At 45.5% G+C, this 15,172-nt stretch carries 14 protein-coding genes; 4 read left to right on the top strand and 10 right to left on the bottom strand.

What is annotated here, in order from left to right; genetic code table 11:
- Nucleotides 1–2: 2 nt before the first annotated feature.
- Genes rplB through rpsJ form a run of 5 tightly spaced genes read right to left on the bottom strand, consistent with a single transcriptional unit; the run spans nucleotide 3 to nucleotide 2,747 of the window.
- Complete coding sequence (rplB, locus tag ACVFI8_RS07720) at nucleotides 3–833, bottom strand: 50S ribosomal protein L2 (protein WP_163134086.1); 831 nt, start codon at nucleotides 831–833, stop codon at nucleotides 3–5.
- Between the two features lie 15 nt (nucleotides 834–848).
- Complete coding sequence (gene rplW / locus ACVFI8_RS07725) at nucleotides 849–1,151, bottom strand: 50S ribosomal protein L23 (protein ID WP_457873513.1); 303 nt, start codon at nucleotides 1,149–1,151, stop codon at nucleotides 849–851.
- A complete protein-coding gene (gene rplD / locus ACVFI8_RS07730; protein WP_248714041.1) occupies nucleotides 1,148–1,753 on the bottom strand; it encodes a 50S ribosomal protein L4 in 606 nt (201 codons plus the stop codon). Before rplD ends, rplW begins: the two co-directional genes overlap by 4 nt.
- 15 nt (nucleotides 1,754–1,768) lie before the next feature.
- A complete protein-coding gene (rplC, locus tag ACVFI8_RS07735; protein ID WP_248714040.1) occupies nucleotides 1,769–2,404 on the bottom strand; it encodes a 50S ribosomal protein L3 in 636 nt (211 codons plus the stop codon).
- A gap of 31 nt (nucleotides 2,405–2,435) precedes the next feature.
- Nucleotides 2,436–2,747, bottom strand: coding sequence for a 30S ribosomal protein S10 (gene rpsJ / locus ACVFI8_RS07740; protein WP_137674375.1), 312 nt, complete (start codon nucleotides 2,745–2,747; stop codon nucleotides 2,436–2,438).
- Nucleotides 2,748–3,100: 353 nt separating this feature from the next.
- Between rpsJ and ACVFI8_RS07745 the strand changes: the two genes are divergently transcribed.
- The 3 genes from ACVFI8_RS07745 to ACVFI8_RS07755 all read left to right on the top strand — a co-directional run bounded on the left by ACVFI8_RS07745 (nucleotide 3,101) and on the right by ACVFI8_RS07755 (nucleotide 5,913).
- Entirely contained in the window at nucleotides 3,101–4,975 is a 1,875-nt protein-coding gene (locus tag ACVFI8_RS07745) for an ATP-binding protein (RefSeq protein ID WP_457873514.1), read from the top strand.
- An 11-nt stretch (nucleotides 4,976–4,986) separates the two neighbouring features.
- Nucleotides 4,987–5,484 carry a response regulator gene (locus tag ACVFI8_RS07750; RefSeq protein WP_248714038.1) on the top strand — a complete coding sequence of 166 codons (498 nt, stop codon included), beginning with the start codon at nucleotides 4,987–4,989 and terminating at the stop codon, nucleotides 5,482–5,484.
- 69 nt (nucleotides 5,485–5,553) lie between these two features.
- Nucleotides 5,554–5,913, top strand: a complete 360-nt coding sequence (locus tag ACVFI8_RS07755) for an MmcQ/YjbR family DNA-binding protein (protein ID WP_457873515.1) — start codon at nucleotides 5,554–5,556, stop codon at nucleotides 5,911–5,913.
- Between the two features lie 158 nt (nucleotides 5,914–6,071).
- Here ACVFI8_RS07755 and argH read toward each other — a convergent pair whose 3' ends face one another.
- The 5 genes from argH to argC all read right to left on the bottom strand — a co-directional run bounded on the left by argH (nucleotide 6,072) and on the right by argC (nucleotide 12,003).
- On the bottom strand, nucleotides 6,072–7,949 hold the full coding sequence (gene argH, locus ACVFI8_RS07760; RefSeq protein ID WP_457873516.1) for an argininosuccinate lyase: 1,878 nt from the start codon (nucleotides 7,947–7,949) through the stop codon (nucleotides 6,072–6,074).
- An 84-nt stretch (nucleotides 7,950–8,033) separates the two neighbouring features.
- On the bottom strand, nucleotides 8,034–9,239 hold the full coding sequence (locus ACVFI8_RS07765; protein WP_248714035.1) for an argininosuccinate synthase: 1,206 nt from the start codon (nucleotides 9,237–9,239) through the stop codon (nucleotides 8,034–8,036).
- A gap of 42 nt (nucleotides 9,240–9,281) precedes the next feature.
- Nucleotides 9,282–10,196 (bottom strand): ornithine carbamoyltransferase, encoded by a 915-nt coding sequence (locus ACVFI8_RS07770; protein WP_248714034.1) that lies wholly within the window; start codon nucleotides 10,194–10,196, stop codon nucleotides 9,282–9,284.
- 9 nt (nucleotides 10,197–10,205) lie between these two features.
- Nucleotides 10,206–10,982, bottom strand: a complete 777-nt coding sequence (gene argB / locus ACVFI8_RS07775) for an acetylglutamate kinase (RefSeq protein ID WP_457873517.1) — start codon at nucleotides 10,980–10,982, stop codon at nucleotides 10,206–10,208.
- A gap of 10 nt (nucleotides 10,983–10,992) precedes the next feature.
- Entirely contained in the window at nucleotides 10,993–12,003 is a 1,011-nt protein-coding gene (gene argC / locus ACVFI8_RS07780; protein ID WP_248714032.1) for an N-acetyl-gamma-glutamyl-phosphate reductase, read from the bottom strand.
- 412 nt (nucleotides 12,004–12,415) lie between these two features.
- Here argC and ppc point away from each other — a divergent pair, with 412 nt between their 5' ends.
- Nucleotides 12,416–15,055, top strand: a complete 2,640-nt coding sequence (ppc, locus tag ACVFI8_RS07785) for a phosphoenolpyruvate carboxylase (RefSeq protein WP_371923108.1) — start codon at nucleotides 12,416–12,418, stop codon at nucleotides 15,053–15,055.
- Nucleotides 15,056–15,172: the final 117 nt, after the last annotated feature.

A 15,172-nucleotide genomic window follows, 5' to 3' on the forward strand; every position in this document is an offset into this window, starting at 1 on the left:
CCTTATTTCTTAGAACGACGGCGTACGATATATTGATCCGTACTCTTATTTTTACGAGTTTTGTAACCTTTGGTAGGAACACCCCATGGAGTAACTGGATGACGGCCACCAGATGTACGACCTTCACCACCACCGTGTGGGTGATCAACCGGGTTCATTACCACACCGCGAACGGTAGGACGAACACCACGCCAGCGCGTTGCACCAGCTTTACCAAGTTTACGTAGCATATGCTCGCCATTACCCACTTCGCCTAAAGTAGCGCGACAATCAGATAATATCTTACGCATTTCACCACTACGTAGACGTAGAGTTACGTATGCACCATCACGCGCAACGATTTGAGCATAAGCACCAGCTGAACGTGCCATTTGGGCACCTTTACCAGGCTTCATTTCAATCGCGTGAACAGTAGAACCTACTGGCATGTTACGCATTGGTAGACAGTTACCTGCTTCAATTGGTGCATCAACACCAGAAGCAATAGCTGCACCTGCTTTAACACCTTTTGGTGCCAAAATGTAACGGCGTTCGCCATCTGCAAATAATACCAAAGCAATGTGAGCACTGCGGTTTGGATCATATTCAAGACGTTCTACTTTCGCAGGAATGCCATCTTTATCATTTCGTTTGAAGTCAATCAAACGGTAGTGTTGCTTATGACCACCACCGATATGACGCACGGTAATTACACCGCGGTTGTTACGACCACCAGATTTCGACTTACTTTCCAACAAAGGAGCGTAAGGCTTGCCTTTGTGCAGGTCAGTATTAACCACTTTAACAACGTGGCGACGACCAGCAGATGTAGGCTTACATTTTACAATAGCCATTTAAGAATACTCCTATTACTCTGCGGTACCGGTGAAGTCGATGTCTGAACCTTCAGCTAAGGTTACATACGCCTTCTTCACGTCGTTACGACGGCCGAAACGAGCTCCATGACGCTTGGTTTTACCTTTTTGGTTCAAGGTAGTAACGCCAGTCACTTCAACTTCGAATAGTTTTTCAACTGCAGCTTTGATTTCTGCTTTAGTTGCTGTAGAAACAACTTTGAATACGATAGTGTTATCGGTTTCAGCAGACATAGTGCTCTTTTCAGAGATATGTGGAGCTACTAGTACTTTCAACAAACGTTCTTCGCTGATCATGCTAACCACTCCTCAATTTGTTTCACTGCATCTGCAGTTACCAACACTTTATCGAAAGCAATCAAGCTAACTGGATCAATACCAGCTACATCACGTACGTCTACTTTATATAGGTTACGTGCGGCCAAGAATAAGTTTTCATCAACTTCTGGAGTAACGATTAATACATCGTTCAAATCGAAGTCTTTCAACTTAGCAACTAATTCTTTAGTTTTTGGCGCTTCAACGCTGAATTTCTCAACCACAATCAAACGTTCTTGACGAACAAGTTCAGACAAGATGCTGCGGATTGCGCCGCGGTACATTTTCTTGTTAACTTTTTGGCTGTGATCTTGTGGCTTAGCTGCGAAGGTTACCCCGCCGCTGCGCCAAATTGGGCTTCGTATAGTACCGGCACGAGCTCGGCCTGTACCTTTTTGACGCCATGGTTTCTTACCACCACCTGACACTTCTGAACGTGTTTTCTGAGCACGTGATCCCTGGCGTGAACCTGCAGCGAATGCAGTAACAACCTGGTGAATCAACGCTTCGTTAAAGTCACGTCCAAAGGTAGTTTCGGAAACTTCAAGAGCGCTTTGCGCGTCTTTCAATACCAATTCCATTACTATCTCCTAACGTTACGCTTTAACAGCAGGTTTAATGATCACGTTACCATTGGTAGCGCCTGGTACGGCACCTTTAACCAAAATTAGGTTACGTTCAACATCAACACGTACAACATCTAGGTTTTGCGTAGTTACACGCTCTGCACCCATATGCCCGGCCATCTTCTTGCCCTTGAATACTTTACCTGGGCTTTGGTTTTGACCAATAGAACCAGGAGCACGGTGGCTCAAAGAGTTACCGTGAGTAAAATCTTGGGTAGCGAAGTTCCAGCGCTTAACAGCACCTTGGAAACCCTTACCTTTAGAAGTACCAGTAACGTCTACTTTTTTAACTTCATTGAACAAGTCAACTTTTAGCTCATCAGCTACGTTAACTTCTTCACCTTCACCGTCAGCTAGACGGAATTCCCACAGGCCGCGACCCGCATCAACACCAGCTTTAGCGAATTGACCCGCTTCTGCCTTGTTAACACGACTTGCTTTTTTAGCGCCGGTGGTCACTTGTAGAGCACGGTAACCGTCGTTATCTTCAGTGATAACACGAGTAACGCGGTTTGGCTCACATTCGATTACGGTAACTGGAATTGATACGCCATCTTCAGTGAAGATGCGAGTCATTCCAACTTTACGACCGATTAGACCAATCATTGTAAAAACCTCTTATTAGTCAGACTCAGGTTTAGCCCAAGCTGATTTGCACATCTACACCAGCAGCAAGGTCAAGGCGCATCAAAGCGTCAACTGTTTTATCAGTTGGCTCAACGATGTCTACAAGACGTTTGTGGGTGCGAATTTCATACTGATCACGCGCGTCTTTGTTAACGTGCGGTGATACAAGAATGGTGTAACGCTCTTTACGAGTAGGAAGTGGAATAGGACCACGAACCTGAGCGCCAGTGCGTTTGGCAGTTTCTACGATTTCCGCAGTAGATTGATCGATCAGACGGTGATCGAATGCTTTCAAGCGGATTCGAATTCTTTGGTTCTGCATTGACAGAGCTCCAAATAAAAAATTAAAGAACCTAACACACACCAACGACATCCTAGTCCAAAATTTGGGGATGGTAGTGCGCGCGACGAGTAACGTTTGTTTCCAAATCGGAAACACTGTTAGTAGCTAACTCATAACAAGTTAACTAAATGAATTGCCTAAACAACTCAGCCACTAATTTAGTGAGCCGCGGTATTATACTCAAGACAGATTAAAAAACAAGAGAAAGCCAAAAAATTGTTCAATAGATAGTCAGCCACAAGAAATCAGCCTTGTGAACCTTTAAGCAGCTCGCAAAACCTTAGCAATTGTAAGCCTATAATAAGCAACAATAAGCGCACACGTAGATTGCTATGACCCAACAGCACAGCTTGCTTGTATACAGCCAACACTCTCGGTTTGAGTTCTTGAATGAGCCCACTAATGCTTGGCGTTTTTGGCAATCGGCTACTTTACCTCCGCTTAGAACAATACTGCAGCAATCCCCAGCCCTACTGATTATCGACCTTGAACTATTCGCTAATTCGCCCAGCGATTGTAGAGTGCTTCAACACGTGCTGTCGCACCCCGGCATTAACTTACCCAACGTTATTTTCTACGCCCCACAATTACCTAGCGCAGAGCAACTCTGCTTGTGGGTAAATGGCTTTAAGCCGAAGTTTATTGTGTCAGCCGATACTAGCGACAGTGAAATTCAGAGCCTGGTAGAGCAATTCTGGCCCAATTCGGTCAACGATAGCGAGCAGCAAGGTTGGCTAGAACAACAACTGGCCGCCGAGGTTGCCCAGTTTCGCGCTCACTTCTTTGACTATACAGCCTTAAGTGACCAGCAACTGTCAGATAAAGTCATTTCCGCTTTATATGCTTTTTTTAAAGACAATGATGAAGACCATCGTTGCCGCACATACAGCGCTAATCATGTGCTAACCGAAGAAGGCAAAGCCAATCAGTTTCTTTGGTTTATCGCCAAGGGAGAAGTGGTATTAAAGAAACGCCAAGACGCACATTCTTTAGAAGTAGCCAGAATGCTTGCCGGTTCACTCGTGGGAGGTATGTCATTTGTAACCGGTGAGTTAGGTTTTACCAGCGCCGTGACAACCATGCGCACCGATGTTATCAAGCTGGATAGAGAGACCTTTGCCAGAGTATTAGATTCAAGTAGCCAATTGCTACCTTTGTTCACCAATCTTTTGTTACGCCATTTTAATCGCCGTTTACAAAAAAGCATTCGTACTAAACTTACCCTGCAAAGCACCTTAAACTCTTTAGACTCGGCGCACGAACAGTTAATAGAAAAAGAAAAAATGGCCGTACTTGGCCAGCTCATTTCAGGCATAGCCCATGAATTGAATAATCCTGTAGCGGCAATCATTCGCGGCAGCGACACCATCGCCAAGCAACTACCTCAAGTACTCGATAATGAATTATCTAAGCAGCAGCAACAACTCGGTAAGCAACTACTGCATGCAGCTTTTACCGTCATACCGATGTCCACTAGCGAAATTCGCCATCGCAGTAAAAACGCAGTGTCATTGTTTGGTGATGCCATCAGCGCACGTAAAGCCGTCACTATTGGCTTAGACAAACCGGAACTTCGCCAGCGATACCTAGAATCGAATAACGACATAGAAAGCCCCCGATTTATCGAAGAGCTATCTCGCTACCATCAAATTGGCAACTTCCTGCGTAATATCCAAGTCTGTGCCTCGCGTATCGCCGGGTTGGTAAAGGGACTAAAGCATTACGCAGGTCAAGATCCTGAACAGCCAGTGCAGGCAGATTTAAATGAAGGCATTGCCGAAACCTTAGTGATTCTTGAAAACCGTTTACGCGGCTTTGATGTGGAATGTGACTACGGTTTGTTACCGATATATCACTGCCATCCGATCGCTCTTCAGCAAGTATGGACCAACCTAATCGCCAATGCCTTAGATGCAATGGGCAATCACGGCAAGCTCATCATCAAGAGCCAATATATCGATGCCTCGCCCAGTTATATATCAATCAGTATCGAGGACACCGGCCCAGGAATAAGCCCAGAAATTATCAACAAGATATTCCAACTCAACTTTACCACCAAACGCGAGGGCAATTTTGGGCTGGGTATTGGGCTTACAGTTTGCCAGCAAATTGTTGCCCAACATTTCGGCAGAATTGAAGTTGAATCTGAGCTAGGACAATTTACCCGTTTTATTATTACCTTACCATTAAGCCAAACTGGACAATAAGGACTCTCACTATGGAACAGTTACTGATTTTATGTGTCGATGATGAACGTGAAGTACTTGATAGCGTGCTACATGACATCGGAACATTAAGCCCCCCCTTTACCATAGACGGAGCAGAGAGCGTTGCCGAAGCTCGTGAAGTAATCAAAGAGTTTGAAGCGCAAGGGGGAAAATTGGCCTTGATACTGGCTGACCACATAATGCCCGACGAACTCGGCATTGATTTCTTAATAGACCTTAATCACTCAGACAACTGCGAACCGGCAAAAAAAATCTTACTGACTGGGCAAGCCGGTTTACATGACACCATTGAAGCCATTAACCGTGGCGGGTTAAATTACTATTTGGCTAAACCCTGGTCAGAAGAACAACTGCTAGAGATTGTTAAAGAAAAACTGACCGACTACGTATTAGAGCATTGCGACAACCCAATGCCTTACGCTCAAGCGCTTGATGGTGAGCGGATCTTTAGTTACGTATCACAACACAGAATGGACATGAGTAGCTAAACCCTATTTATCTAGGCCATAGATGTTCGCTATCATGGCTCCGGACACCACCCCAAAGGGCATAGTGAAATGGAATATCAAGCGCTCAAAGACTATTTAATGGCAAAGCCAGAGACCATCATGGAGCTGCCATTTGCTCCCGACGTACCGGTGTTTAAAGTACGCGGAAAAATGTTCGCTTTGGTAGGCTGGAAAGACGGCGTAATGAACATGAACTTAAAATGCCAACCCGAGCAAATAGATGCGCTTATTGATATTTACCCGGCGATTACCCGAGGCTACCACATGAATAAGCGCCATTGGCTGACCTTGTATTTTGACGGTAGCGATGCACAACGAGAAGCCTTTCGCCTTATCGATAACTCGTTTGAACTGGTGGTTAAAGGAATGAACAAAAAAGCCCAATCAGAGCTGTTAGCGGCTAACTAAATGGTACCCAATGACCGACAAGTTGGTTTGACTTTTCACAGCCAGTGGGCTCATGCCAAATAGCTCTACACACTGCCTAGCGCTACTGCAAATAAGGCTTATCACAAGACCAAAAAAAACCTCGCTTAGCGAGGTTTTAAAAGATAGAGACAGGTAATCTAAGCCACACTCTGCTTATGGATCAGCGTGTCGTTATCTAAGATAAACTCTAAGGCAACTTCATCACAGGCATGTTGACGCGGGCAAATATCACAATCTTTCATTACCTTCTCTGGCAGCATATTCTTTGAGGTTGGGCTAAAGCCTAGCTTCATAAAGAACTCCGGAACACGAGTCAGTACAAATACTTTCTCAATTTCCATTTTCTGAGCTTTCTTCATTAAGTGCTGTACCATCGCGCGACCTTGGCCAACCCGTTGCGAACCAGGATTCACCCCAAGCGAGCGTATTTCAGCCAAGCCGGTGTCGTACAAGTATAGGGATGCACAGCCAGTCACCTTGCCGGCTTGTTCACTCACAGTAAAATCACCCACCGCTTGTACAAGTTCTGGGCGAGGGCGTGGTAAGTTTTCGCCCGCTTGCGACCAATAGTTCACCATGTCTTCAATGGTATCTAGGTCGGTCATACGCGCCGAGCGTACATATAAGCCTTTCACGTTGCGTTTAGACAAGCGAGTTTCAGCTTCAGTTAGCGCGTGCTCAACTTGTTCAGGGGCTACCCCACCTAAAGCTTGACGTTTAGCTAAGGTAGACTCCAGCGACAAGTTAGGATAAACGTCATCTTCGATCTCTGGCGCCAGCTCTTTAAACTCAGCGAGAGTAAGGTCTTCCAACGGAACCCCTTTCTCAATCGCTTTCACCACCGCAATCCCCACAATATGGTGAGCTTCTCGGAAAGGAATACCTTTAGCCACCAAGTAATCGGCCAATTCAGTAGCATTAGAATAACCACCTTTTGCAGCTTCGGTGGTGGTTTCTTCGTGCACGTCCATATCATCGAGAACCAGTTCAGCCATTGCTAAACAGTCGCCCCAGGTATCTAGCGCATCAAACAAACCTTCTTTATCTTCTTGCATATCTTTGTTGTAAGCCAGCGGTAGCGCTTTTAAGGTCATCATAATGCCTGACAACGCACCGTATACTCGGCCGGTTTTCCCTCGGATAAGCTCTAAAGCATCAGGATTTTTCTTTTGTGGCATCAATGATGAGCCAGAGGTCACCTGATCAGACAAATCTAAGAACGCTGACTCGCCAGAATTATAGAAGATGAGATCTTCAGCCATGCGTGACAAGTGAATCATGCTGATAGACGCGGTAGAGATAAGTTCAACTACATGGTCACGGTCTGAAACGGAATCTAAGCTGTTACGGGTGGCACGGCGAAAACCCAAATCTTTGGCTATTTGCTGGCGATCCATTGGATAAGCTGTTCCAGCTAATGCGCCACACCCCAAGGGTGAAACATCTAAGCGACTTAAAGCATCTTGTAGTCGAGAGTAATCTCGCTCAAACATTTCTACATAGGCCATTGCCCAGTGAGAAAAGGTGACAGGCTGGGCGCGTTGCAGGTGAGTATAACCCGGCAAAACCGTATCTTGCTGCTGACGGGCAAACTTAACCAGTTTTTGTTGTAGTTTGTCTAGGTGCTCAAGCAATTCAATACCCTGACTCTTACACCACAGTTTCAAGTCAGTGGCGACTTGGTCATTGCGGCTACGGCCGGTGTGCAACTTTTTACCTAAGTCACCCACTCGCTGGATAAGTTGAATCTCTACCCAAGAGTGAATATCTTCAGCATCACTACCTAAAATTTGTTGCGGGTTTTCAGCAACTTGTTTACCCAAATCCAATAAAGCCGATTCTAAACGCGCTTGCTCGTCGGCGTTAATCACACCTACGCTCAGCAAGGCCTTCGACCATGCAATTGACCCGGTTATGTCTTGCTCCGCTAAACGATAATCAAAACGTAACGAATCATTAAACTGCTTAAATCTGGTATCTGCAGCTTGGCTAAAACGCCCACCCCACAATGCCATTTTACTCTCCATTTATTATTGCAAAAACCCCAGTGCGTCGCGCAGCTGAGGTCTCAGTATTTCCTGCTTATACTTCGGCCAAGCTTATTTGCTATTTAAAGCACGGATCCGGCTGGCTAGAGAGTATAAACGAATAAAGCCTTCAGCGTGCTTTTGATCGTACACTTGATCTTCACCAAATGTTGCAAACTCTTCTGAGTACAAGCTATTCGGTGAACGTTTTTGTACAGCCATTGCTTGGCCTTTGTATAACTTAACAACCACTTCGCCGTTGGCGTCGCTCGCCATCGCTTCAGAAGCAGCAAGTAAAGAAGTACATAGCGGGGTAAACCAACGACCGTCATAGACTAAGTGCGCCATTTCTTGGCCTACTTTTTCACGCCAAACACGTGAAGTTTTGTCTAATACGAGTTCTTCAATGGCACGCAGTGCAGCAACAATTACTGTTCCGCCTGGTGTTTCATAACAACCACGCGACTTCATACCAACGGTACGGTTTTCAGTAATATCGATACGACCCACACCATGGGCTGCAGCAATTTGGTTTAGCTTCATCACTACTTGGTAAGGGCTTAATGCTTCATCGTTTACCGCAATAACTCGACCATTTTCAACTTTAAGACTGACATATTCAGGCTCATTAGGCGCATCAACGGGATCGGCAGTCAGTGTCCAAACACCCTTACTAGGCTCGTTCCATGGGTCTTCAAGCTCGCCACCTTCATGAGAAATGTGCCAAGCATTGGCGTCGCGGCTATAGATTTTAGTCGCAGAAGCCGTCGTCTCGATGTTGCGCTCAGCTAAGTAATCTAGCAGGTCTTCACGGCTTTCCATGTCCCACTCACGCCAAGGCGCAATCACTGTTAACTCTGGCGCTAGCGCAGCAAAACAGCTTTCGAAACGAATTTGGTCATTACCTTTACCAGTACAACCATGACATACCGCATCAGCACCCACTTTACGAGCAACTTCAACCTGCGCTTTTGCAATAATTGGACGCGCCATTGAAGTACCTAACAAGTAAGTTCCTTCATAGACTGCGCCGGTAGCAATAGTCGGGTAGATGTAGTCTGCTACAAACTCTTCTTTTAAGTCGACGATGTAACATTCAGATGCACCAGAAGCTAAGGCTTTTTCTTCTAAGCCAACTAACTCTTCTTCACCTTGGCCTACATCGGCACAAAAAGCCACGATTTCACAATTGTTATAGGTTTCTTTTAACCAAGGGATGATGGCCGAAGTATCAAGGCCGCCGGAGTATGCTAATACAACTTTTTTAATGTCTGACATTGTTAAATTCCTTGTTTAACTCAGCGCTTAGCTGAATTTCCACTAACTTAATAAACTAACTAAAACGGCATTTTGCGCGTGCATACGGTTCTCAGCTTGATCGAAAATCAAAGACTGAGGTCCATCCATCACTTCCGAAGTAATCTCCAACTCGCGGTGAGCGGGTTGGCAATGCAATACATGGTTAATACCACATTGTTGCATTAAATGCTGATTGATTTGATAAGCCATGAACTTATCTTTTACTGATTGTAGTGGCGTATCATCGCCCATCGACACCCAAGTATCACCATACACTACATCATAGCCTTTGATATCTTCTACGCTGTTGGTCACCACAATCTTACCACCATGATGCTTAGCCAATTGTTGCGCTTTTTGCACCACTTGTGCATCAGGGCTAGAACCTAAGGGACATACCGCCGCCACTTCCATGCCTAAAATAGCGCCGCCTAATAGCAAAGAATGAGTCACATTATTACCATCCCCCAAATAAGCTAATTTAACTTTGCTTAAATCTGAGTATTGCTCACTAATGGTTTGAAAGTCAGCAAGCCCTTGACAAGGATGGTACAAATCACACAAAGAGTTAATGATAGGCACTGACGAATGCTCGCGTAATGTTTGCAGCGTTTTGTGCGAGAATACTCGCGCCACAATGGCATCAGCCCAACGGGTAATATTTGAAGCAAAATCTTTAACACTTTCTCGCTCGCCCATCGCACCATTTTGCTGGTCGAGATAAACCGCGTGACCACCCAATCGATTAATGCCGATATCGAAAGTCACACGCGTTCGTAGAGACGGTTTCTCAAACAGGGTTACCACACTTTTACCCGCTAGTGTTTGCCCGTAATCTGCCGGTGTTTTTTTGATTTTAGCGGCTAGTTCTAATAAGCCTAAAATTTGTTCTTGAGTTAAGTCCTGCAAGCTCAGCAGGTGTTTAAAATCACTCATATTCATTCCTTAAACGGTAACCTGAGTCCCTACCGACTCGCCATTATATGTTTGTCCAGCTAGCAGGCTAGCTAGGCGCACAGGATCTTTCCATGATGCTAACGCGACTGGTGTTTGTAAAAAAGCAGCGGCTTCTAGTGCGGCATTTACTTTTACCGTCATGCCGTCGGTAATGACTCCATCAGCAATCATTTTTTCAGCCAATTCGCTATTCAACTGCGCGACTAACTGTTTGTTTTGGTCAAGCACACCGGCAACATCAGACAGCAATACCAATTGACCTTGCAACAATTGACATACTGCAAGTGCCGCTTGGTCGGCATTAACATTGTAAAGTTCACCGTCTTTGCCAATGCCAATTGAGCTCATTACTGGCACATGACCAAGTTCAATCAAGCTAGTGAGTAACGCGGGGTTACCCACTGATGCCTCACCCACATGCCCCAAACGCGGGTCCATTTGTTCTACGTGACACGAACCCGCATCGCTTAAACACAAACCCACTGCCGACAAACCCGCTTTTAAAGCTTGAGCCAACAGCAGTTTATTACTGGTGCCCGCTAGAGCCCCTACTACATAGGGGATTTGCTCTTTAGGTGTTACCCGTAAACCGTCTAACTTTTCAGAGACAAAGCCAGTTTTAGCCAGCACGTCTTCAACCACCACCCCACCACCATGCACTAATACGATGGGTTGGCTGACCTGCTGTAAAGCAGCAAACAAGTTATCTAAGGCTTGCGCATTATTCAATACCGCGCCGCCTAATTTAATGACCAATGGTTTCATTTTTGAATCCTTAAATTAGCGATTCGGTAACAGCAAAGCCATTACGAATATTTAAACACTGTATGGCTTGGCTAGCCGCGCCTTTCAGTAAGTTATCTTCGGCAGAGACCACAATCAAGTCATCACCTTGCTGTTGCCAAGCTAGATCAATAAATGGCGTATGCTCAACGTTACTAATAGAAGGCCATTCGCCATCTAACAGGCGAACAATATTTTGCCCAGCGTAGGCTTGTTGGTAAGCCTGATTAACTTGCTCTTCAGTCGTACCCGCTTTTAAACAAACATTAATGGTGGCCAGAATACCTCGTTTAAAATTACCTAAATGTGGAGTAAAAATAACCGGATGGCCTAAATGAGTGGCAATCTCTGGTTGATGACGATGATTAAATACGCCATAAGGACTTAAACTGACTTCGCAGAACGAACTGCCGAATGAGGCTTTACGCCCTGCACCACTCACACCACTGGTTGCATTAATAATGGCTTTACTGTTTGTGTCAATCAAGCCTGCTTCTGCCAAAGGCTTTAGCGCTGTTAACGAGGCGGTTGGATAACAACCGGCCACTGCGACCAAATCCGTGAGCTTGATTTGCTCGGCATTCCATTCAGCTAAACCGTATACCGCTTGTTCCAATAACTCGGGAAATTGATGAGTAAACCCATAGTATTTTTCGTAAAATTCCGCACTTTCAACTCGGAAGGCACCCGATAAATCGAATACCTGACAGCCAGCGCCTAATAAGGCACTCGCTAAGTCATGACTCACTTCGTGGGCGGTGGCGAGTAATACAATGTCAATATCGGCAAAAGTGCTGGCAATATCAGCCACTATTAGCGGCTGAACTGGGGCATCAACTACACCTCGGAGTTTACCGTGCAAGCTAGATAAGGCCTTGCCTGCGTCTAAGCTACGTTCTGAGACAAACAAACCAGCAAGCGCCAATTTGGGGTGTCGACTCACATAGCCCGCCAACTCAGCACCGGTATAACCACTTGCTCCGATAATTGCAGCCTTTAACATTGTTTCCTGTTTCCTTGAAATCGATGGCATATTAGTTTTTTTAGAAGCGTTTTTCACTCATTAGCTGAACAAAAAGTCACTTTTTAAGCAGTAACAAAAACACCGCGCTTCTAGTATAAGCGGAGCATACCACAAGCAATTCTTTATGCAATAATAATGAATTTTTATTTATTATTTGGTGTCGGCGTCACCACATACAATATAAAATGATAATTTGCAGTACACTCTTTTACAGCAATACTCTATCAGTAGTGTGTAGAGTTATCTCAATCCAAGCCTGATTCTCTGTAATTTAATTACAGGTTTTTTGACTATATGGCTGGCCTTAGGTATGTTTTGGGTCGTAGACTTGGATGATTTAGTAAAAAAATTTCAATAAACGCTAGCAAACGCAATCAGTGAAGGAATAAGAATGAGCCAGAATATGCCTCAGGAAATCAACGCGTCGTTACGAGGAAACGTAAACTTACTCGGACAACTGCTTGGAAATACGATCAAAAGCCATATGGGTGAAGCGTTCTTAGAGAAAGTAGAGACGATTCGCCAGCTAGCTAAAGCCTCTCGCAATAATGACGACCAAGCTCGAGAGCAGCTATTAGAACTATTGCGTAATCTTAGCGATGACGAACTACTGCCGGTTACTCGTGCATTTAGTCAGTTTCTCAACTTGGCCAATATTGCCGAGCAATTTCATACGGTATCGAGAAATTGCGAAGGTAGCACTTGCGCTCAAGATCCGATTGACTTGGTATTCCAAAAGCTAAAACAAGAAAACCTCAGTGAAGCTGAGATTCACCATGCGGTAGCCCAGCTTAATATCGAATTGGTATTAACTGCTCACCCAACCGAGGTAACGCGTCGTACCTTAATCAATAAACACGTGAGTATTAATAACTGTTTAGATTGGTTAGAGCTCGACTTACCAGAGCGTGAGCGTGAAAACTTACTAGGCCGCTTGGAACAATTGATTAACCAAGCTTGGCACACCGACGAAATCCGTCAACAACGCCCGACTCCGGTCGATGAAGCTAAATGGGGCTTCGCGGTTATCGAGAACTCACTATGGCAAGCAGTACCAGAATTTGTTCGCCAGCTAGACAAAAAGCTCGCTAAACATTTTGATATGCGCTTAGCACTAGACTGCGCTCCTGTCGTGTTTTCATCCTGGATGGGCGGCGACCGTGATGGCAACCCGTTTGTTACCGCTAAGGTTACCGAAGAAGTGTTGCTTTCAAGCCGCTGGGTAGCGGTAGATTTGTATTTAAAAGAAATACAAATTTTAGTTAGTGAGCTGTCGATGAGTGACGCCAATGAAGCGCTATTAGAACAAACCGGCGATCAGAGCGAACCTTATCGTGCACTATTAAAAGTGTTGCGCAGCGAGCTACAAGAAACCCATGATTACCTCACTGCTAAATTAAAAGGCCAATATACCGAAGCGCGCGATATTATTACCAATACCGAGCAATTACGTGAGCCGCTAGAGCTTTGTTACTACTCGCTACAAGATTGTGGCATGGGCATTATTGCCGATGGTACCTTGCTTGACCTACTGCGCCGTATTGCTTGCTTTGGTATTAACTTACTGCGCTTGGACATTCGCCAAGATAGTGGTCGCCACGAAGAAGTGTTTTCTGAAATCACCCGTTACCTAGGCATGGGTGACTATGCCCACTGGAACGAAACCGACAAACAGCATTTCTTATTACAAGAATTAAACTCTAAGCGTCCCTTATTCCCTCGCGATTGGGAGCCCAGTGAAGCAGTACAGGAAGTTCTGGATACTTGCGCCATTATTGCTAAACAAGAACGCGAAGCACTCGGTATCTACATCATTTCGATGGCGAGTGAGCCATCTGACGTATTAGCAGTGCAACTGTTATTACAAGAAGCGGGTTGCCCCTTCCGCTTACCGGTCGCGCCATTATTTGAAACCTTAGATGATTTGAATAACGCACCAGCCACCATGAGTAAGCTATTGTCGGTAGACTGGTACCGTGGCTACATCTCGGGTCAGCAACATGTCATGATTGGCTATTCAGATTCAGCCAAAGACGCCGGCGTATTAGCAGCATCATGGGCACAATATCGTGCTCAAGAGGCTCTAGTGTCGATCTGTGAAGGACACCAAGTAAATCTTACCTTGTTCCATGGACGTGGCGGTACGATTGGTCGTGGCGGCGCTCCTGCGCATGCGGCCTTACTCTCGCAACCACCGGGCTCTTTAAAAGGTGGCTTACGTGTGACCGAGCAAGGTGAAATGATCCGTTTCAAATTCGGTTTGCCTAAAGTCGCTTTAGACAGCTTAAATTTATACGCCAGTGCTGTGCTTGAAGCCAACTTAGTGCCACCAGTTGAGCCAAAGCAAGAATGGCGAGAAGTAATGGATCAAATCGCTGAAAATTCGTGTGATGCCTACCGCGGCGTAGTGTGGGGCGAAGAAGACTTTGTACCTTACTTCCGCTCGGCAACACCTGAGCGAGAGTTGGCCAAGTTACCCTTAGGGAGTCGCCCAGCTAAACGTCGCCAAGATGGCGGTGTAGAAAGCCTGCGCGCAATTCCTTGGATTTTCTCATGGAGCCAAAACCGCTTATTGCTACCAGCATGGTTAGGTAGTGGTTCGGCCTTTGAAAGCCTGATTGAGCAAGGCAAAGCCGATTTACTTCAAGAGATGCGCACCTGGCCATTTTTTGATAATCGCTTAGCAATGCTTGAAATGGTCTTCATGAAAGCGGATACCTGGCTATCAAAAATCTATGATGACCGTTTAGTAGAACCTGAGCTACAGGTACTAGGTGAGAAACTGCGCGCGGATCTAGAAAGATCTCGAGCGGCAATTTTGTCATTAGCACCTGAGCATCGCTTATTAGCAAACCAAGCTTGGGTTGTTGAATCGATTAACTTGCGTAACCCTTACATTGACCCACTACATGTACTGCAGGTAGAGCTACTGAATCGTTCTCGTGCCAGTGAAGAGTTATGCCCAGTGGTTGACCAAGCCTTAATGGTGAGCATTGCCGGTATCGCAGCGGGTATGCGTAATACAGGTTAAGCCAGTACTCACTTAAGTGTAAACAACCCCGCTCTTGCGGGGTTGTTCGTTTTTAAACTAGGTAAAATACAGCACAAGGCTATAAAATTAGCATGGTCTTGCGCAACAATGCCATTT

The organism is Agarivorans sp. MS3-6, from assembly GCF_054112545.1.